Here is an 18,695-nt window from a genome sequence, read left to right as displayed (position 1 = left end):
CCGGATCAGGCGGCGGGCCGGGTGGCGACGACGACCGTGTCTAGGGCGTCGACGGTGCCGCCGTCGGCGCTGGGCACCGGGCGGCGGGCGGTCTCGGCGCGCTGGATGTGCAGCCCGGCGAGCCCGTCGACGACCGTCTCCGGGGTGAGCAGGATCTTCGGGTCCTGCGGGCCGCCGGTGCCACCCGTGAGGTTGGCGAGGTCGTGGCCGACGACGACGAGGGCGCCGCCGGGGCGCAGCGCCCGCCGGGCCGAGTCGAGCACCGCGGCCAGGTCGGCGGCGGGCAGGTGCAGGTAGCTGATCAGCACCAGGTCGTAGCTGCCCGGCACGGGCCGGTAGGCGGTCACGTCCGCGACCCGCCACTCGACCGTCACGCCCCGCTGGCCGGCCAGGTCGCGACCCCGCTCGACGGCCGCCGGCGCGAAGTCCACGGCGGTCACCCGCCAGCCCCGCTCGGCCAGCCAGATCGCGTTGCGCCCCTCGCCGGCGGCCAGGTCGAGCGCCGCGCCGGGGGGCAGCGCGGTGACCGACTCGACGACGAAGCGGTTCGGCTCAGCGCTCCACACCAGACCCGACGTGCTCGCGTACCGGGCGTCCCAGGCGCTGCTGTCCACTCTGTCTCCTCCTCCGGCGGCCCCACACCACCATCGTGACCGTACCGGCTCCGACGACCGTCCCGAGCGCGGCCAGGCCGAGTCCCATGCGTGGCGGCAGTTGCTGAGCGAGGACGAAGACGCCCATCACCACGACGAACCACCCGAACGCCTGCCGGAGCAGGTTGGCCGGGACCCGTCCGGCGAGCCGCCCGCCGAGGACGCTCCCGAGCACGGCGGCCGCGGTGACGGCCAGCGCCAGGCCCCAGTTGACGGGCACGCTGGACAGGTAGCCGGCCAGGCCGGCGAAGGACTTCATCGCGATGACCACCAGCGAGGTGCCGACCGCGACCGGCATCGGCAGGCCGCCGAGCAGGGCGAGGGCGGGCACCACCAGGAAGCCGCCGCCCGCGCCGACGAGGCCGGTGACCAGTCCGACCACGATCCCGTCGAGGATCACCCGGAACGCTGGCAGCTCGTGCGGCACCGGTCGACCCGCGGTGGCGCGGCGGCCTCGGATCATCGCGATGGCGGTGGCCAGCATCATCACCGCGAAGCCGGTGAGCAGAAACCCGGCCGGGATGAACTCGGCCAACCGGCCGCCGGCGTACGCGCCGGTCATGCCGGCGAGGCCGAAGGTCAGGCCGGTGCGCCAGCGGACCCGTCCGGCGCGGGCGTGCGGCAGCACCCCGACCGCGCTGGTGACCCCGACGACGAGCAGGGAAGTCGCGATGGCCTCCTTCGCCGGCAGCCCGGCGACGTACACCAGCAGGGGCACGGCGAGGATCGACCCGCCGCCGCCGAGCAGCCCGAGGCTGACCCCGATCAGCACGGCCAGGCCGACGGTCAGCAGCAGGGACGTGGTCATGCCCGGCCCCCGGTGCCCTCGCGCAGCTGGCCCACGATGGTGTCCAGGTCGCAGCTGGCGCCTCGGTTGTACGGCAGCTTGCTCAGCAGCATGCCCATCGCGCAGGTGTTGGTGACGGCGGCGAAGGTGAGGCCGGCGCCGATGAACCCGGCGACCCACTTCAGGCCCGGCACGAACACCGAGCCGAGGATGCTGGCCAGCACGATGGAACCGGCGACCAGGCGGACCTGCCGCTCCAGGTCCCAGCGGGAGGTGCCCTGCTTGACCGGCGCGTTCGCCGTCTGCCAGGCGAGCATGCCGCCGTCGAGGACCTTCAGGTTCGGCAGCCCGACCTCGGCGAGGGCCTGCTCGGCCTGCCTGGCGCGGGCGCCCGACCGGCAGATCAGCACCACGTCCTCGGCCAGGTGGTTACGCAGTTCCTCGCGGTGCTCCTTGAGCAGGTCCAGCGGAACGTTGTAGGCGCCGGGGATGTGCACGGTCTCGAATTCGGCCGGGGTGCGCACGTCGAGCAGTCGAGGGGAGCGCCCGGCGCCGATCAGTTCACGGAGAGTGAGGGCGTCCAGGGTGGCCGGGCGGGTGGACTCGGAAGTGCTCATTTCTCCTCTTTCGGGGGACGAACCGCCGTGGCTGGCGGGCAGGGTGGGACGCCGGCCGGCGCAGGGCGCGCCGGCCGGTCTCGGGCACGGGGTCAGGCGTTGTCGGCCATGGCGACGCCCGCCGCCTCGGCCCGGTCGAACCTGTCGTCGATGACGACGACCTCGCGGCCGGCGTTGGCCAGCAGCGACGCGGCGGCGGTGGCGCGGTAACCGGAGCCACAGTGCACCCAGACCGCGCCGGCCGGTACGTCGGCGAGCCGCCGGGGCAGGTCCGGCAGCGGGATGTGCAAGGCGTTCTCGACGTGGCCGGAGCGCCACTCGTTGGTCATCCGCACGTCAAGGACGACGTCCGGGGTGGGCAGGCCGGCCGGGGTGTTTCCGGTACGGGCCGCGGCGAGGGCCGGGAAGTCGGCCAGCCGCAGCTCGCGGAGTTGCCCGGGCTCGGCGGCCCACTGCTCGGCTGCTCCGGTGGCCTGCGCGGCGGGCCGGTCGATGCCGATCCGGACCAGTTCCCGCTGGGCGTCGGCGACCTGCTCCGGCGTCTCGGCGAGCAGGGTGACCGGGGTGCCCCGGTCGATCAGCCAGCCGAGCCAGGTGGACATCGGCCCGTCCAGCCCGAGGCTGACCGTGCCGGCCACGTGCGAGGCCGCGTACGCCTTGCGGTGTCGCAGGTCGACCACCCACTCGCCGGCGGCGATCCGCTCGCGCAGTTGGTCCGCGTCGGCGCGGGTGACCGGGGTGAGGTCGACCGGGGCGGGGCCGGCGGTGTTCGCCACGCCCATGTGGGCGTAGTACGCCGGGTAGGCGTCCAGGCCCGCCAGGGTCTCGGTGGCGAACTCGTCGGCGGCCAGCCGCAGCACCGGGTTGGCCCGCTTCTCCCGGCCGATGGTGGAGTCGGGGGCGTCGGCCTGGCTGGCCGAACAGAAGCTGCCGAAGCCGTGGGTCGGCCACACCTGGGCCCCGTCGGGCAGCAGGTCGGCGAGGCGCCGCGCCGAGGCGTGCTGGTGGTGGGCCAGCTCGTGGGCGTGCTCCTGGCCGAGCAGGTCGGTGCGTCCGGTGGTGCCGAACAGCAGCGACCCACCGGTGAAGACGCCCGCGGGCTGCCAGCCCCCGTCGGCGGCCTCGTCGAGCACGTACGACAGGTGGTGGAAGGTGTGGCCCGGGGTGGCGACCACCCGCAGTCGCAGCGTGTCGGAGACGGGCAGCACGTCGCCGTCGGCGACCGGCAGCCGGTCGAAACCGACCTCGTCGGCCGCGGCCACCAGATACCGCGCGCCGGTGATCCGGGCCAGCTCCAGTCCGCCGGAGACGTAGTCGTTGTGGACGTGCGTCTCCACCACATGGGTGATCCGCACCCCCTTGGCTCCGGCGAGGTACAGGATCCGGTCGATGTCGCGCTGCGGGTCGACCACGATCGCCGCCTGACCGTCGGAGGCCAGGTAGCTGCGGTCGCCGAGCGAGGACGTCGCGATGACGGACACCTCGACTGACATATGCCGTTCTCCTTCCATTCCCTACACACCCCTGGGGGTATGTAGGAGGCGGACTTCGGCCCGGGTCACGGGCGCGCTTACCCGCCCCCGCCGCGATCAGGCGGCGGGGGCGGAGGATTCCTCGCTCAGGCCAGGGCGAGGAAGAGCTTCTCCAGCTCCTCCTCGGTCATCTCCGGCTCCTCGCCCCGGTCGCGGGCGGTGCCGCAGTGCCGCATACCGGACGCGATGATCTTGAAGCCGGCCCGGTCGATGGCCTTGGACACGGCGGCCAGCTGGGTCAGGGCCGCCCGGCAGTCCTCGCCGTTCTCCATCATGTCGATGACGGCGTTGAGCTGTCCGCGGGCCCGCTTGAGCCGGGTCAGCGCCTCGCTGGTCATCTCGGGTTGAAGCTTCACGGCCTTACCTCCTGCGTTCAAGATACCCCAGGGGGTACCGCCTCGCCAGCATATACCCCCACGGGTATCGCCAACCACGCCCTCCACCGGTGGATTCCCCGGCTTCAGATCGCGGATCTTGCCGGCATCCGGGGAGCCACCTGGGCGGTGGCGGGACTCACCGCCGCCTCCGGCCTGCTCGTCGCGGTGCGGATGGACGAGACGCACGCCCGATCGGCCCCGGCCGGCTGACGACACGCAGGGTCCACAGGGGATCGACGGAGCGTCTATCCTGTGCGCCGACGAACCAGGCGAAAGGGACCCGATGCCGTCGCGGCAGGACCAGCTCCACTCGTACCAGTTCACCGTCCAGCGGGCGGTCGCGGCGCTCGTCATGCGGGAGACCGACCCCGCCCAGTCGCCCTTCCGGCGGCTGGCCGGCGCGGGCCTGGCCAGCGTGCTGGTCGCCGCGATCGCGCTCGGCGGGGTCGCGCTGTACGGCCTCTTCGCCGGCGGCGGCAGTTCCTGGCGCGACCCGGGCGCGGTGGTCGTGGAGAAGGAGTCCGGGGCGCGGTTCGTCTACCGGGAGGAGACGCTGCACCCGGTGCTCAACTACGCCTCCGCGCTGCTGATCATCGGGGCGGAGCACCCGAAGACGGTCCTGGTCTCCCGCCGGTCGATCGACGGTGTGCCGCGCGGCCGGCCGCGCGGCATCGCCGACGCGCCGGACTCGCTGCCCGCGCCCGGTCGGCTCGCGCGCGGTCCATGGACCGTCTGCTCGCTCGCCGACCCGGAGTCGGGGCCCACGGCGGGCCGCTCGGCGGTGCTGATCGGGCGGGAGGTCGCCGGCGGCCGGCCGCTGGGCGAGCAGGGTCTGCTGCTCCGTCACCCGGACGGCAGCCTGCACCTGCTCTGGCACGACCACCGCTACCTGCTGCGCGACACCGACCGGGTGCTGGCCGCGCTGGCCGCCACCCGGGACCGGGCCGTTCCGGCGGCCGCGGCGCTGCTCAACACCGTGCCGGCCGGCGTCGACCTGGTGCCGCCCCCGGTCCCCGGCCTGGGCACGCCGTCGGACCGGGTCACCGGCGCCACCGTCGGCGACGTCTACCTGGTCCGCAACTCCGGGGGCGGTCGCCAGTACGCGGTCGCGGAGCGGGACGGCCTGGCCGGCATCACCGAACTCCAGGCCGCCCTGCTGCTCGCCCGCACCGGTCAGGGCGACCCGAAGCCGATCACCCTCGGCCGGTTCGCCGCCCTGCCCAAGCGCCCCGACCGGGTGCCCACCGGGCCGACCGCCCCGCCGGCCGTGCCGCCCCGGCTGGCCGGCGTGGCCGGCGGCGCGCTCTGCGCCCGGGTCGGCGATGACACCGGCGTACGGGAGATCCGGGTGGAGGTCGCCCCGCCGGACCTGTCGGCCGCCGCGCGGACCTCGGCCGGCGGTGGCGGCCTCGCCGACCGGGTGGTGGTCGAGCCGGGCCGGGGCGCGGTGGTCGAGTCCGCGGCGGCGCCGGGCGCTGCCGGTGGCGCGATCTCCGTCGTCACCGACCTGGGCCGGCGGTACGTGCTGGCCGGCGCGGACGTGCTCGGCATGCTCGGCTACGCCGGGGTCCGCCCGGTCCGGCTGCCGGCGGGCCTGGTCAGCCTGGTCCCGGCCGGTAGCCCGCTCGACCCGGCCGCCGCCCGCGCCGTCGCCGCCCCGGCCTGACCGGGGAAGAGCCGGGCCGCCGCTCAGCCCGGCACGTCGGGGTCGGTAGGTTCACCGGCGGGGCGGCGGAACACGGTGACCGCGAAGTCGGCGTCCTCCCGCCAGGGGCGCAGGTCCCAGGTGGCGAACCGGTGTTCCAGGCGGAGCCCGGCGGCCACCGCGTCGGCGTCGAAGTCGGTGAGCGGGTAGCCCCGGTCGGTGCCGAAGCCGACCACCACCAACCCGTCCCGGCGGACGTGGGCGGCGACCCGGGCGAGCACCGCCCGCTCGGTGCCGGGCGCGACGAACACCATCACGTTGCCGGCGACCACCGCCGCGTCGAACGGCGCCGGTTCGCCCTGCGCCGCCAGGTCCAGCTCGGCGAGGTCGGCGACGAGGAAGCGCGGCCCGGGGTGGTCGGCCCGGGCCGCCTCGATCAGGGCCGGGTCGGCGTCGACGCCCAGCACCGAGTGCCCCCGGGCGGCCAGCGCGGCGGCGACCCGGCCGGTGCCGGTGCCGGCGTCCAGGATCCGCGCGCCCGGCGGGACGAGCGTGTCCAGCAGCCGCGCCTCGCCGGCCAGGTCGGCCCCCTCGGCGGCGAGCCGGCGGAACCGGTCGATGTACCACTGCGAGTGCCCGGGGTTGGTCTCGGTCACCCAGCGGGTCGGCTTGCCCATGCCGTCACCGTAGCTGATCTTGCCGGCGGCGTGCCGGGAACGGTCGGTTCGGCGGCAGGCGAGGTCAACCCTTCTCCGCGCCGCTGGTGAGTCCCTCGGTGAGCAGCCGTTCGCTGGCGAAGAAGAGGACCACGATGGGCAGGGTGAGGATCACCGACCCGGCCATCAGCACCGTCTTCGGCACCTCGACGCCGTCGGAGAGCAGCGACAGCCCCAGCGAGACGGTCCACCGGTTGGGCCGGTCGACCAGGAAGAGCAGCGCGAAGAGGAACTCGTTCCAGGCGATCATGAAGTCGTATAGGGCGACGGCCATCACCGACGGGGCCGCGAGGGGCAGGCTGACCCGGCGGATGATGCCGAGCCGGCTGGCGCCGTCGATCGCGGCGGATTCCTCCAGGCTGACCGGGATGGTCTCGAAGTAGTTCTTGAGCATGTAGACCGAGACCGGCAGGGTCTGCGAGATGTAGACCAGCACCAGCCCGAACAGCGACCCGCGCAGCCCGGCCCGGGTGAAGACCACGAAGAGCGGGATCGCGATGACGATCGACGGGAACAGGTAGACGGCCAGGAAGAGCGCGCTGACCTGCCGTCGGCCGAAGAACCGCAGCCGGGACACCGCGTACGCGCCGGGGATGGCGACCAGCAGCGTGAGCACCGTGGCGGAGAGCGCGACGAGGCCGCTGTTGCGGATGAAGGTGAGGAAGCCCTGGCCGCCGTCCTCGGTGGCCTTGAGCACCTCGGTGTACGTGGCGACGGTCAGCTCGCCGAACGGCACCAGCAGCGAGCCCGGGTCGAGCAGCAGCCGCTCGATGGGGCGCACCGACAGCACCAGCATGTACCAGAACGGCAGCAGGGTGACGAGCAGGAAGACGGCGATCACCAGCCGGCGCAGCCAGCGCAGGCTCACCGTCTCGATCCGGTCCCGGTCCATCACGCCTCCCGTCGTCCGCTGAAGAAACGCAGGTAGATCGCGACGAACACGATCAGCACCACGGCCAGCACGACCGCCTGCGCCGCCGCCGCGCCGATGTCGGTCCGCGCGGTGAGGAACTGGTAGACCCGGACGCTGACCACCTCGGTGCCGGCGGAGCCGCCGGTGAGCAGGTAGACGTCGTCGAACTTGTTGAACGTCATGATGAAGCGCAGCACGCCGAGCAGCGCGATCACCGGCAGGAGCTGGGGCAGCAGGATGTGCCGGAACCGCTGGGTCGGGGTGGCCCCGTCCACCCGGGCCGCCTCCTCCAGCTCGCCCGGCACCGCTTGGAGCCGGGCCAGCAGGAACAGAAAGGCGAACGGGAAGTACCGCCACGCCTCGAACGCGATGACGGTCCAGAGCGCGGTGGAGTCCTGGGACAGGAAGGGGATCGGCGCGTCCCAGCCGAGGAACCGCCGCCCCCAGTCGTTGACGATGCCGAGCTGCGGGTCGAGCATCACCTGCCAGACGAACGCCATCGCGACCACCGGCGCCACGTACGGCAGCAGCATCGACGCCCGGACCACGGTGCGGCCCCGGAACGGCCGGCGGACGACCAGCGCCGCGACCAGGCCGACGAGGATCGACCCGACGGTGCCGCCGAGGCTGTAGAGCACCGTCGTCCAGAGCGTGTCGGCGAAGCCGGGGGTGTGCAGCACCCGGTCGAAGTTGTCCAGCGTCAGCTCGCCGAAGAGGCCGGTCCGGCGCAGGGTCGCCAGGCGTACCCGTTGGAAGGCCAGCACCACGGTCCAGACGATGGGGATGCCGATCACCGCGACCACGACGAGCAGGGTGGGGGTGACCAGCGCGAGCCCGGCCCGGGACTCGCGGCGGCGCAGGGTGAGCGGGCGTCTGCCGGGGCGGGGCCGCTCCCGGGCGGGGGAGCGGCCGGCCTCCGGCGCGGTGGTGGTCAATTGACGCCCTTGGCGATCGCCTCGACGTCCTTCTTCGCCCGGCCAGCGGCGGCCGCGGCGTCGGACTTTCCGGAGATCACGTCGGCCAGTGCCTTCGGCACGGGCAACTCGCCGAGGATCGCCCCGACCAGCTTCCCCTGGCCCTGGGGGAGTCCCCAGCGTTGGAAGGTGTCCGGGCTCTTGCGCAGGGTGGCGAGCACGTCCTCGCCGTAGACCGCGGACAGGGGCTGCTTGCGGTCCACCCCGGCCTGGCTGGTGTTCCAGGCGGTGAGGAACTTCTGCTTGTCCTCCGCGGTGCCGGTGCGCGCCGGGAAGCGCCCCTCCGGGGACATGCCGAACCAGCGTGGGTAGCCGTCGGAGAGCATGTATTCCACGAAGGACGTCGCCGAGTCGGCCGCCCCGTCGAGCACCGCCCAGGAGCTGATCTCGCCGTACTGGGCCGGCTCGGTGCCGTTCGGGCCCTTGATCCCGGTGACGAAGCCGCTGTTCTTGGCCAGCCAGGCCGGGTCGGACTGGCACTGCGGGCAGGTGGGCTTGGCGTCGTTCCGCAGCCCGGCCAGCTCGTCGAGGATGAACGGCGACCAGATCAGCATGGCCGCCTTGCCGGCGAAGTAGGTGGCCCGGGTGGTGTCCACGTCCTGCGCGCCCTTGACCGAGTGGTCGCGCATCAGCTCGCCGTAGAAGCGGAACGCCTCGACGCACTCGGGGGAGTCGAGGGTGACCTTGCCGGAGTCGTCGGTGAGCTGGCAGTTGTTGGCGAGCGCGAGGTGTTCGAAGGTCTGCTGGGTGAACACGTCGCCGGGGGCGGTCGCCGCGGTGATGCCGGCGACGCCGCCGGTGTTGAGCTTCGCCGCCGCGGCGGCGATCTTCTCGTACGTGTCGGGGGCGGGCAGGCCGGCGGCGGCGAACAGGTCCTTGCGGTAGACCAGCAGTTGGCCCCACCCGTCACTGGGGACGGAGAGCTGCTTGCCGCCCTCACTGGTCAGTTCCAGGGCACGGGCCGAGAAGGTGTCGCGACCGAGCTTGTCGACGACCCGCTTGTTGGCGTCCGGGTCCAGCAGGTCGTTGCCGCCGAGCGTGCGCACTCCGGCGAGCGACACCGAGCCGACCACGTCGGGCAGGTCGCCGGCGGCGGCACTGGAGGCGATCAGGGAGGGGAACTGGTCCTCGTTGACGGTGACCAGATTGACCTTCACGCCCGTCTTCGCCGTGTAGTCGGCGATGATCGCCTTCGTGGCGTTGACCCGGTCCGCCACGTCTTCCAGGCTCCACACGGTTATCTGGGAACTGTCGGATTTCGGCTCGTCGTCACCGCAGGCCAGCAGGGTCGTCCCGGCAAATGCCATGATCAGGGTGGAGGCGAGGATCCGCATCGAGGGTGATGACATCGGTGGCACTCCTCTCGAAGGGTACATCAGGGATTCAACGCCCTCGATTGATCATTTACAAGACATTTATGAATATTTCGGCTTAGAATTGGGTCCGGCACTTTCCTCGGAGCGACGCCATGGCCAACTGGGTTGTCTCTCTGGCCGGACCCCGGCGCGTCAGCCTGGAGCCCTGCCCCCCGGACCCGCTCGGCCCGGGCCAGGTCCGCGTCCGCACCTGCTACTCCGGCATCTCCGCCGGCACCGAGCTGACCCTCTACCGCGGCAGCAACCCCCGCCTCAGCAAGGACTGGGACGACGCCGCCCGGATGTTCGTCCCCCGGCAGGCCGCGCCCGCGTACCCGGTCGTCGGCTTCGGCTACGAGGAGGTCGGCGAGGTCGTCGAGGTCGCCGGGGACGTCGCCGACCGCCGCCCGGGGCAGGTCGTCTGGGGCATCTGGGGGCACCGCGCGGAGGCCGTCGTGGCGGCCTCCGCGGTCACCCCGCTCGCACCCGGGCTCGACCCGCTCGCCGCCGTGTTCGCCCGCCCCGGCGCCATCGCGCTGACCGCCGTGCTCGCCGGCGACCTGCACCTCGGCGACTGGGTCGGAGTCTTCGGCCAGGGGGTCATCGGGCTGCTCGGCACCCGGCTCGCCGTCCTCTCCGGAGCCCGGGTGGTCGCCGTCGACCGGGTGCCGGCCCGGCTCGACCACGCCGGCCGGTTCGGCGCCCGCCGGCTCGTCGACGCCGCCGCCGACTCGGCCGCCAGCGTGCTGCGCGAGGCCACCGGCGGGCGCGGCGCGGACGTCTGCCTGGAGCTGTCCGGGTCGTACCCGGCGCTGCACGAGGCCATCCGCGCCACCACGCACGCCGGCCGGGTCGTCGCCGCCGGTTTCTACCAGGGGTACGCCCACGGGCTGGGGCTCGGCGAGGAGTTCCACCACAACCGGATCCAGCTGGTGGCGGCCCAGGTGTCCGGGTCCACCCCGGCGCCCGGCACGGCCGGCCGGTGGACCGGGGCCCGGATCGCCCACACCTTCATGGACCTGGTGGCCGAGGGCAGCGTCGACCCGCTGCCGCTGGTGAGCCACGTCGTCGACGCGGGCGCGGTGGCCGACGCGCTGGCGTTGCTCGACCGCGGTGACGGTGACGTCCTCCAAGTGGTGCTGAGGTTCTGATGGCCATCCCACTCGCCTGCCAGGAGCAGCTGCTCCCGGGCACCAGCCTGTCCGACAAGTACGCCCTCGCCGTCTCCCTCGGCTACCAGGGCATCGAGCTGCGCGGCCGGGGCGACCTGGCGTTCGCCCGGCGGCTGCCGGAGCTGCGCCGGGCCCGCGCCGACGGGGTGGTCCTGCCGACCGTCTGCGTTGAGATGGACCACTTCATCGGCGACTTCGACCCGGAACGCTCCCGGGACGCCGTACGCAACCTCCGCTCCCAGCTCTCGGTGATCGCCGAGCTGGGCGGGATCGGCGCGATGACCCCGGCCGCCTGGGGCATGTTCTCCCGCCGGCTGCCGCCGTTCGAGCCGCCCCGCCCGCCCGAGGGCGACCGGCAGGTGCTCGTCGACGCCCTGGGCGAGCTGGGCGAGCACGCCCGCGCCGAGGGGGTCACCCTCTTCCTCGAACCCCTCAACCGGTACGAGGACCACATGGTCAACCGCCTCGACGAGGCGGTCGCCCTCTGCCGGGCCGTCGACCTGCCCTCGGTCCGGGTGGTTGCCGACACCTTCCACATGAACATCGAGGAGGACGACGTCCACGCGGCGCTGCGCGCGGCCGCGCCGTATCTGGGCCACGTGCAGGTCAGCGACTCCAACCGCTACCAGCCCGGGGCGGGTCACCTGGACTGGCCGGCGCTGCTGCAAACCCTCCACGACCTCGGCTACCCGGGCTGGCTGGCCCTGGAGTGCCGGCTGCGCGGCGAGCCCGTGGCCGCCCTGCGGCAGGCCGCCACCGTCCTCGCCCAGCCCCGGCCGACCCGGGCGGCCGCGTGAACGGCGGCACTCCCACGGGGCCGACGCCGCTGCGCGTCGGCGACCCGTCCGACGCGGAACGGGCCGCCACGCTGCGCCGCCTGGCGCTCACCACCCTCGACGCCAACTGGGAGCACGACCACACCGTCCCGTCGCGCACCCTCTACCCGCACCAGTGGAGCTGGGACTCGGCGTTCATCGCCGTCGGGCTGGCGCACGTCCGCCCCGACCGGGCCTGGCGGGAGCTGCGGACCCTGTTCGCCGCCCAGTGGGCCGACGGGCGGGTGCCGCACATCGTGTTCAACCCGGCGCTGCGGGTCGGCTCGTACTTCCCGGGACCCGAGTTCTGGGACTCGGGCCACGCCGACGGCGCCCCGCCGGTGGCCACCTCCGGGATCGTCCAGCCGCCGGTGCACGCTTCGGCCGCCTGGCTGATGCACCGCCGGGCCCCCTCCGCGGCGTCGGTGCAGGCGCTGCGCTGGCTCTACCCGCGCCTGGTCGCCCAGCAGCGCTACCTGACCGGGCGGCGCGACGTCGGCGGCGCCGGGCTGGCCTGCATCGTGCACCCGTGGGAGTCCGGGCTGGACAACAGCCCCGCCTGGGACGACCCGATGGCCGCGGTGCCGGCCGACGCGGCCGTGATGCGCGCGTACCGCCGGCACGACACCGCGCACGTCGACGCCGCCCACCGCCCCACGGACCTGGACTACGCGCGCTACGTCGCGATCGTCGCCGCCTACCGGGCGGGTCGCTACCGGGACGAGGGGCTGGCCGGGCGGCAGCCGTTCCTGGTGGAGTGCCCGCTGGTAAACGCGGCGCTCGGGGCGGCCGAGCACGCCCTGGCCCGGATCGCCGCGGTGGTCGGCGCCGACCCCGGACCGCACCGGGATCGCGCGGCGCGGATCACCGAGGCCCTGGTGGCCCGGCTCTACGACCCGGTCGCCGGTACCTTCCGCCCGCGGGACCTGCGCACCGACCGGCTCGTCCCGGCCCGGACGGTGCTCGGGCTGATCCCGCTGATCCTGCCCGACCTGCCCGCCGGCCAGGTCCGGGCGGTGCTCGCCGAGGCGTGCTCGCCCCGGTTCGGCCTGGCCGCCCGGATGGACCGTCCACTGCCCAGCTACGACCGCACCGCGCCGGACTTCGAGCCGGTGCGCTACTGGCGCGGCCCGAGCTGGCTGAACACCAGTTGGCTACTGTGGCGGGGGCTGCGTGCCCACCACCGCCCCGACCTGGCCGCCGGGCTGCGCGAGTCGATGCTCGCCGTGGTCGCCCGCGCCGGCTGCCACGAGTACTTCCACCCGGACACCGGGGAAGGGCTGGGCTCGCCGGCGTTCAGCTGGACCGCCGCGCTGCTGCTGGACGTGCTCGCCGACGGGTGAGCCGCCCGCCTCGCCCGGCACGAGCGGGCCGGCGGCGGCCTCAGCCCGCCGGGGCGGGCGCCACCTCGCGGGCCGGCCCGGCGGGCTGCGGCGCGGCGGCCGCGTCGGCGGGCGGCTCGGGGATCAGCAGCTCGGCGGGCACCGGCTCCACCTCGACCCGGCAGTCGTGGAACGTCGGCGCCCCGCCCAGGTCGGTGTCGCGGACCGCGGTGACCGCGTTGACCGTGGCCCGTCCCGGGCTCAGCCGCGCCCAGTACGCCTTGTAGGTGAACGCCAGCCCCGGCCGGGTCGCGTCGTCCACCGCGACCCCGGCCAGGAACGCGCCCCGGTCGTTGCGCACCCGCACCGCGTCCCCGTCGGTGAGGCCGCGCGCCGCCGCGTCGTCGGGGTGCAGGTGCACCCGGGGCGGCCCGGTCCGCCGGGCGTGCCAGGGCAGCGAGGCGAAGGTGGAATTCATCAGGAACTTCCCGGCCGGCGCGACGAGCACCAGCGGGAACCGGCGGGCCAGTTCCGGATCGGCGGCCTCCACCGGCGGGGTGTAGCCGGGGAGGGGATCCACCCCGAGCCGGGCCAGCGCCGGGTCGTGCAGCCGCGCCCGGCCGTCCGGCGTGGGGAAGCCGCCCGCCGCGTACGGGGCGGTGCCGACGGCCACCCCGGTGGTCCGGGCGTACGTCCGCTCGCGCAGCTCCTCGAAGCTGACCGGGGCGCCGCGCAGCAGTTGCCGGGCCAGGTCCTCGTCGCTGTCCCGCAGCCGGGGGTGGTCGAGGCCCAGCGCGGCAGCGATCCGCCGGAAGATCTCGGTGTTCGGCAGTGCCTCGCCCGGTGCCTCGATGGCCGGCAGGTTCAGCGTCGTGTAGTGGTGCCCGTAGGAGGTCAGCAGGTCGAGGTGCTCGGGCTGCATGGTGGCCGGCAGCACCACGTCGGCGTAGTCGCAGGTGTCGGTCCAGCGCTGCTCCAGCACCACGGTGCACAGGTCGGCGCGGCGTAGCCCGGTGAGCAGCCGGTTCTGGTCGGGGGCGGTGGCCGCCGGGTTGGCGTTGAACACCACCAGCGAGGTCACCGGCGGATCGGCCTCCCCGGTGAGCACGGCGGCGAGCCGGCTCATGTTCACCGACCGCGCCCGGGGGGCCGGCATGTCCGGCGGCCGGACCACGGGCCCCTCGTCGATCGGGTGGTGCCCGCTGGTCGACACCAGGGCGCCCCCACCCGGGTGCCGGAAGTCGCCGGTGACCAGGGGCAGCGCGCAGATGGCCCGGATCGCCTGCCCGGCGCCGTGGTGCCGTTGCAGGCCGAGCCCGACGCGGATCGCGGTGGGCCGGGTGGTGGCGATGCGTTCGCCGAGCCGTCGTACCACCTCGACGGGGAGGCCGCACTCGGCGGCGGCCCGCGCCACCGGCCACTGGCCGAGCCGGGCGGCCAGCTCCGGCCAGCCGACGGTGTGCGCGGCCAGCCACTGCTCGTCGGCCGCGCCGGCGTCGAGGACGTGCCGCATCAGCCCCAGCGCCAGGGCCGCGTCGGTGCCGGGCAGCGGGGCGACGTGCTCGTCGCTGCGCGCCGCGCTCTCGGTGCGCAGCGGGTCGACGGTGACCAGACAGGCACCCCGCTCCCGGGCCCGCTGGATGAACGGCCACAGGTGCAGGTTGGTGGCGAGCGGGTTGGCGCCCCAGAGCACGATCAGCTTCGCGTCGACGATCGACTCCGGCTCGAAGCCGACCGAGGCGCCGTAGATCGAGTTCAGCGCCGCCCGCGCCGCTCCGGTGCAGATGGTGGTGTCCAGCCGGGAGGCGCCCAGGTGGGCGAAGAGCCGCGGGCCCATCGTCCAGCCCTGCACGTGGCCCATCGTGCCGGCGAAGTAGTAGGGGAGGATCGACTCGGGGCCGTCCCGCTCGATGCTGGCGCGCAGCCCGGCGGCCACCCGGTCGATCGCCTCGGCCCAGCTCGCCGGCCGGTAGGCGACCCGCCCGACGCCCTTCGGCCCGGTCCGCACGTACGGCGTGGTCAGCCGGTCGGGCCCGTTGACCGCGTCGAGGTAGCGGTTGACCTTGCCGCAGAGCGCGCCCCGGGTGAACGGGTGGTCGCGGTCGCCGCGCAGCGCGACGGCCCGGCCGTGCTCCACGGTGAGCTGCCAGACGCAGGTGTCCGGGCAGTCGAGCGGGCAGGCGCCGGGATGGGTGGTGCGGGCCATGCGGCGAGCCTACCGACCGGGTCCGATAGCGTGGTGCCGCAGTCGAGGCAGGGGAGCGCCGTGCGCGAGATCGACAAGGTGGCCTGGATCCGGATCGAGGACGGTCGAGTGCTGAGCACCCGCTCCCGGGGGAAGGATGCCTGGTACCTGCCGGGCGGCAAGCGGGAGGCGGGCGAGACCGACCTGCAGACCCTGGCCCGGGAGATCACCGAGGAGCTGGGCGTGGCGATCGTGCCGGAGTCGGTCGTGTCCGTCGGCACGTTCAGCGCCCAGGCCCACGGGCACGCCGCCGGGACGCTGGTGCGGATGACCTGCTACGCCGCGGACTACCGGGGCACGCTGCGGCCGGCGAGCGAGATCGAGGAGCTGGCCTGGCTCGGCTACGCCGACCGGCTCCGGATCTCCCCGGTGGACCAGCTCATCTTCGACCACCTGCGGTCCACCGGCGCGCTGCGCTGAGTACGCTCAGCGCGGCAGCAGCCGGGCCAGGGCGCGCAGGGCGGTGCGTACCGTCTCCTCGTCGGCGCTGAGGCTGACCCTCAGCCCGGGCGGGGCGCCGCGCCGGGCGGCGAACTCGTCCACCCCGGCGACCGCGACGCCCCGGCGGCGGGCGAGCGCGGTGGCCGCCTCGGCGTCGGTGTCCAGGCGTACCCAGGCGAAGGGCGCCGGCCCGGGGGCGGTGACCCGGTCGCCGAGCAGGTCCCGGGCGAGCGCGGCCCGGCCGGCCAGCTCGGCGGCCCGGGCGGCGGCGAGCCGGTGTGCGGTCCCGCTCAGCACGAGCTGGGTGGCAACCTCGGCGATCAGCGGCGCGGGTGCCCAGGCGAGCGCGCGGGCGGCGGCGCGCAGCGGGTCGGCGAGGGCCGCCGGGGCGTACCGGTAGCCGATCCGCAGGCCGGGGGCGAGGGTCTTGGTGATGCCGGTCAGGTGCACGGTGCGGGGATGCCACGCGGCCACGGGCGGCGGTCGGTCGGGCAGCAGCGCGCCGAACGGGTCCTCCTCGATCACCACGAGGTCGTGGGCGGCGGCGACGGCGGCGATCTCCCGGCGGCGCGCGGCCGGCATGGTCACCCCGGTCGGGTTGTGCAGGGTGGGATGCAGGTGCAGCGCGGCGACCCGGCGGCGCGCGCAGAGCCGGTCGATCGCGTCGGGGCGGGCCCCGGCCGCGTCGCTGGGCACGGTGGCCAGCTCGACGCGGAGCAGCCGGGCGGCGGCGAGCAGCCCGGGGTTGGTCAGCTCGGTGGTGACCACCACCTGCCGGGGCTGGGCGACGGCGGCCAGCGCGGCGGCGAGGCCGTGCTGCCCGCCGGCGGTCACCTCGACCGTGTCCGGGTCGGGCCGCCAACCGGCGTGGGCCATCCAGCGGGCGCCGGCGATCCGGTGCCGCACCGCGTCGGCGTCCTCCGCGCCGACCGCGAGGGGGTCGGCGGCGATCCGGTGCAGGATCGGCGCGACGGCCCGGTGCACCGGGCCGTGCCCGGGCGGGTGCACGGCGGCCACGTCGAGCGCGGGCGCCGCACCGGCGGTCGGCGGGGTGGGCGCGGCGGCCACGAAGGTGCCCCGACCGACCTCGCCGCTGAGCAGGCCGCGCCGGGCGGCCACCTGGTAGGCGCGGCCCACGGTGGCGATCGTGACGCCGAGCCGCCGGGCCAGCTCGCGCTGCGGCGGCAGCCGGTCGCCGGGGGAGAGTCGGCCGGCCGCGATGTCCGTGCCGATCGCGTCGGCGAGGGCCAGGTAGCGGGGTCCGGCCCCGGACAGGCCCACCGGCTCCCAGATTGTCACCGTGACAATGTAGCCGCCGCGCGGCCCGGTCGCCGCCGGATTGTCACCGTGACAATTCGGTCCACGTGGCTCCCGGGATGCGCGCCGCAGGCTGCCCCCATGACCGTCACCACCGCCGCCCTCTGGCGGCACGCCACCTTCCGCCGGCTCTGGCTCTCCGACGCCGTCAGCACCCTCGGCACCCACGTCACCACCGTGGCGCTGCCCCTCGCCGCGCTGACCGTGCTCGGCGCCGGGTCGACCGGGGTGGCCGCGCTGACCGCCGCGACCACCCTGCCCTACCTGCTGCTCGGCATTCCCGCCGGGGCGATCGTGGACCGGCTGCCCCGCCGCGCGGTGCTCGTCGCCGCCGACGTGGCCCGCGCCCTGCTGCTGGCCAGCGTGCCCCTCGCCTGGGCGGCCGGGCTGCTGAGCCTCACCCAGCTGGTGACGGTGGCGCTGCTCACCGGCTGCGCCACCGTCCTGTTCGACGTGGCGTACTTCGCCGCGGTGCCGGCGGTGGTGCCGGCCGGCCGGCTCGCCGACGCCAATGCCCGGCTGGAGGCGACCCGGGCGGTCGGCCAGACCGCCGGTCCCGGCCTGGCCGGCGTGCTGGTCGGGGCGCTCGGCGCGCCGGTCGCGCTGCTGGTCGACGTGGCCAGCTTCGTGGTCTCGGCCCTCTTCCTCGCCGGTACGCCCCGGCTGGCGCGCTCCTCGGCGCCGGGCGCCGGCGGGATGTGGCGGGACGCCGTCGGCGGGATCCGCTTCGTGTTCCGCGACCCGGTGGTCCGGGCCCTCACCCTCTGCTCCGGGCTGACCAACGTCTGGCACGCCGGCTTCCTGGCCATGCTGCTGGTGTACGCGGTCCGCGGGCTGCACCTGCCGGCCGCCACGGTCGGCCTGCTGGTCGCCGCCGCCAACGTCGGCTACCTGCTCGGCGCGGCGGTGGCCGGGCGGGCCCGCGCCCGGCTCGGCGTCGGGCGGGCGGTCACCGCGGCGGCCGTGCTCCAGGCCGGCGCCGCGCTGGTGCTCGTGCCGCACCCGCTCGGCGTCGCCGCCGGTCTGGCCGTGAACGCGTTCGCCAGCGGGCTCTACAACGTCAACGCGGTCAGCCTCCGGCAGGCCGCCACACCCCCGGCGATGCTGTCCCGGATGACCGCCACCAGCCGGTTCGTCATCTGGGGCGCGATGCCGCTCGGGGCCGCCCTCGGCGGGGCGCTCACCGCGCTGGCGGGGGCTCCGGCCTACCTGGCGCTGGCCGCGCTGGGGATGGCCGCGGCGGCGCTGGTCACCCGCTGCTCGCCGGTCTGGCGTACCCGGGACTTCCCGACCCCGCAGGACCTGCCCGCACCGGCCGAGCCCGCGGTGCCCGCCGGGCGGTGACCGCCGTTTGCCGCCGCCGGCCGCGGGTATGCCCGCCTGCGGTCCGCGGCGGCCGGCGAGGACAGGAGGCGGGCGTGCGGTTTCCCCGATTCGTCGAGGCGGTGGCCGGCCGCGCCGAGCTGCCCACGGAGCTGGCCGCCACGATCTCCCGCGCCGTGCTGCAGACCCTGGCCGAGCGGGTGAGCGGCGGCGAGTCGGCCGACCTGGCCGCGCAGCTGCCCGACGACCTGAGCGGTTACCTGACCGCCCCGGCCGAGGGCGCGACGACCGGGGGAGTCGTCACCTTCCTGCACCGGGTCGCCGACCGGGCGGCGGTGGACCCGGCGGTCGCCGAGGTCGGCACCCGCGCGGTGCTCGACACGCTGCGGGAGACGGTCACCGTCGACGAGTTCCAGGATCTGGTGGCGCAGTTGCCGAAGGGGTTCGACGCGATGGTGGATCCGATTCCCCGGCCACCGTACGATCGCTGA

At 75.0% G+C, this 18,695-nt stretch carries 18 protein-coding genes; 7 read left to right on the top strand and 11 right to left on the bottom strand.

Going from position 1 to position 18,695, the window contains the following annotated elements; all coding sequences use genetic code 11:
• Positions 1-5: 5 nt before the first annotated feature.
• The 5 genes from Q2K19_RS30350 to Q2K19_RS30330 form a co-directional block, all read right to left on the bottom strand.
• The gene (locus Q2K19_RS30350; protein ID WP_302765631.1) at positions 6-614 is read right to left on the bottom strand and encodes a class I SAM-dependent methyltransferase; all 609 of its coding nucleotides are present in this window, start codon (positions 612-614) and stop codon (positions 6-8) included.
• A complete protein-coding gene (locus tag Q2K19_RS30345; RefSeq protein WP_302765630.1) occupies positions 553-1,461 on the bottom strand; it encodes a sulfite exporter TauE/SafE family protein in 909 nt (302 codons plus the stop codon). Before Q2K19_RS30345 ends, Q2K19_RS30350 begins: the two co-directional genes overlap by 62 nt.
• A complete protein-coding gene (locus tag Q2K19_RS30340) occupies positions 1,458-2,057 on the bottom strand; it encodes a rhodanese-like domain-containing protein (RefSeq protein WP_302765628.1) in 600 nt (199 codons plus the stop codon). The genes Q2K19_RS30345 and Q2K19_RS30340 overlap by 4 nt, the downstream gene beginning before the upstream one ends.
• Positions 2,058-2,149: 92 nt before the next feature.
• Positions 2,150-3,550, bottom strand: a complete 1,401-nt coding sequence (locus tag Q2K19_RS30335; RefSeq protein ID WP_302765626.1) for an MBL fold metallo-hydrolase — start codon at positions 3,548-3,550, stop codon at positions 2,150-2,152.
• Positions 3,551-3,675: 125 nt separating this feature from the next.
• Positions 3,676-3,945, bottom strand: coding sequence for a metal-sensitive transcriptional regulator (locus Q2K19_RS30330; RefSeq protein ID WP_302765624.1), 270 nt, complete (start codon positions 3,943-3,945; stop codon positions 3,676-3,678).
• Between the two features lie 304 nt (positions 3,946-4,249).
• On the opposite strand from Q2K19_RS30330, the gene eccB reads away from it, so the two are divergent.
• On the top strand, positions 4,250-5,632 hold the full coding sequence (gene eccB / locus Q2K19_RS30325) for a type VII secretion protein EccB (protein WP_302765622.1): 1,383 nt from the start codon (positions 4,250-4,252) through the stop codon (positions 5,630-5,632).
• Between the two features lie 23 nt (positions 5,633-5,655).
• On the opposite strand, the gene Q2K19_RS30320 is transcribed toward eccB, so the two are convergent.
• The 4 genes from Q2K19_RS30320 to Q2K19_RS30305 all read right to left on the bottom strand — a co-directional run bounded on the left by Q2K19_RS30320 (position 5,656) and on the right by Q2K19_RS30305 (position 9,563).
• Positions 5,656-6,288, bottom strand: a complete 633-nt coding sequence (locus Q2K19_RS30320; RefSeq protein WP_302765620.1) for a class I SAM-dependent methyltransferase — start codon at positions 6,286-6,288, stop codon at positions 5,656-5,658.
• A 64-nt stretch (positions 6,289-6,352) separates the two neighbouring features.
• Positions 6,353-7,219: a carbohydrate ABC transporter permease gene (locus tag Q2K19_RS30315; protein ID WP_302765618.1), complete on the bottom strand. Its 867-nt coding sequence runs from the start codon at positions 7,217-7,219 to the stop codon at positions 6,353-6,355.
• Entirely contained in the window at positions 7,219-8,175 is a 957-nt protein-coding gene (locus Q2K19_RS30310; protein ID WP_302765616.1) for a carbohydrate ABC transporter permease, read from the bottom strand. The genes Q2K19_RS30315 and Q2K19_RS30310 overlap by 1 nt, the downstream gene beginning before the upstream one ends.
• Positions 8,172-9,563, bottom strand: a complete 1,392-nt coding sequence (locus Q2K19_RS30305) for an ABC transporter substrate-binding protein (RefSeq protein ID WP_302765614.1) — start codon at positions 9,561-9,563, stop codon at positions 8,172-8,174. The genes Q2K19_RS30310 and Q2K19_RS30305 overlap by 4 nt, the downstream gene beginning before the upstream one ends.
• A 119-nt stretch (positions 9,564-9,682) precedes the next feature.
• Here Q2K19_RS30305 and Q2K19_RS30300 point away from each other — a divergent pair, with 119 nt between their 5' ends.
• From Q2K19_RS30300 to Q2K19_RS30290, 3 genes are read left to right on the top strand one after another with little or no spacing between them, the layout of a single operon-like run.
• Entirely contained in the window at positions 9,683-10,720 is a 1,038-nt protein-coding gene (locus Q2K19_RS30300; RefSeq protein WP_302765612.1) for a zinc-dependent alcohol dehydrogenase, read from the top strand.
• A complete protein-coding gene (locus Q2K19_RS30295) occupies positions 10,720-11,538 on the top strand; it encodes a sugar phosphate isomerase/epimerase family protein (protein WP_302765609.1) in 819 nt (272 codons plus the stop codon). The genes Q2K19_RS30300 and Q2K19_RS30295 overlap by 1 nt, the downstream gene beginning before the upstream one ends.
• Positions 11,535-12,899 (top strand): MGH1-like glycoside hydrolase domain-containing protein, encoded by a 1,365-nt coding sequence (locus tag Q2K19_RS30290; protein WP_302765608.1) that lies wholly within the window; start codon positions 11,535-11,537, stop codon positions 12,897-12,899. The genes Q2K19_RS30295 and Q2K19_RS30290 overlap by 4 nt, the downstream gene beginning before the upstream one ends.
• A 40-nt stretch (positions 12,900-12,939) precedes the next feature.
• On the opposite strand, the gene Q2K19_RS30285 is transcribed toward Q2K19_RS30290, so the two are convergent.
• Positions 12,940-15,084 carry a molybdopterin-containing oxidoreductase family protein gene (locus tag Q2K19_RS30285; RefSeq protein ID WP_302765606.1) on the bottom strand — a complete coding sequence of 715 codons (2,145 nt, stop codon included), beginning with the start codon at positions 15,082-15,084 and terminating at the stop codon, positions 12,940-12,942.
• A 60-nt stretch (positions 15,085-15,144) separates the two neighbouring features.
• Here Q2K19_RS30285 and Q2K19_RS30280 point away from each other — a divergent pair, with 60 nt between their 5' ends.
• Positions 15,145-15,543, top strand: a complete 399-nt coding sequence (locus tag Q2K19_RS30280) for an NUDIX hydrolase (protein ID WP_302765605.1) — start codon at positions 15,145-15,147, stop codon at positions 15,541-15,543.
• 6 nt (positions 15,544-15,549) lie between these two features.
• Here Q2K19_RS30280 and Q2K19_RS30275 read toward each other — a convergent pair whose 3' ends face one another.
• Positions 15,550-16,863, bottom strand: coding sequence for an aminotransferase-like domain-containing protein (locus tag Q2K19_RS30275; protein WP_302765604.1), 1,314 nt, complete (start codon positions 16,861-16,863; stop codon positions 15,550-15,552).
• Positions 16,864-16,962: 99 nt separating this feature from the next.
• Between Q2K19_RS30275 and Q2K19_RS30270 the strand changes: the two genes are divergently transcribed.
• Positions 16,963-18,225 (top strand): MFS transporter, encoded by a 1,263-nt coding sequence (locus tag Q2K19_RS30270; RefSeq protein ID WP_302765603.1) that lies wholly within the window; start codon positions 16,963-16,965, stop codon positions 18,223-18,225.
• A gap of 74 nt (positions 18,226-18,299) precedes the next feature.
• Positions 18,300-18,695, top strand: a complete 396-nt coding sequence (locus Q2K19_RS30265) for a DUF2267 domain-containing protein (RefSeq protein WP_302765601.1) — start codon at positions 18,300-18,302, stop codon at positions 18,693-18,695.

Origin of the sequence: Micromonospora sp. NBRC 110009, from assembly GCF_030518795.1 — a bacterium.
Classification (GTDB): Bacteria; Actinomycetota; Actinomycetes; order Mycobacteriales; family Micromonosporaceae; genus Micromonospora.
This window is presented reverse-complemented; position numbering and strand designations above follow the sequence as displayed.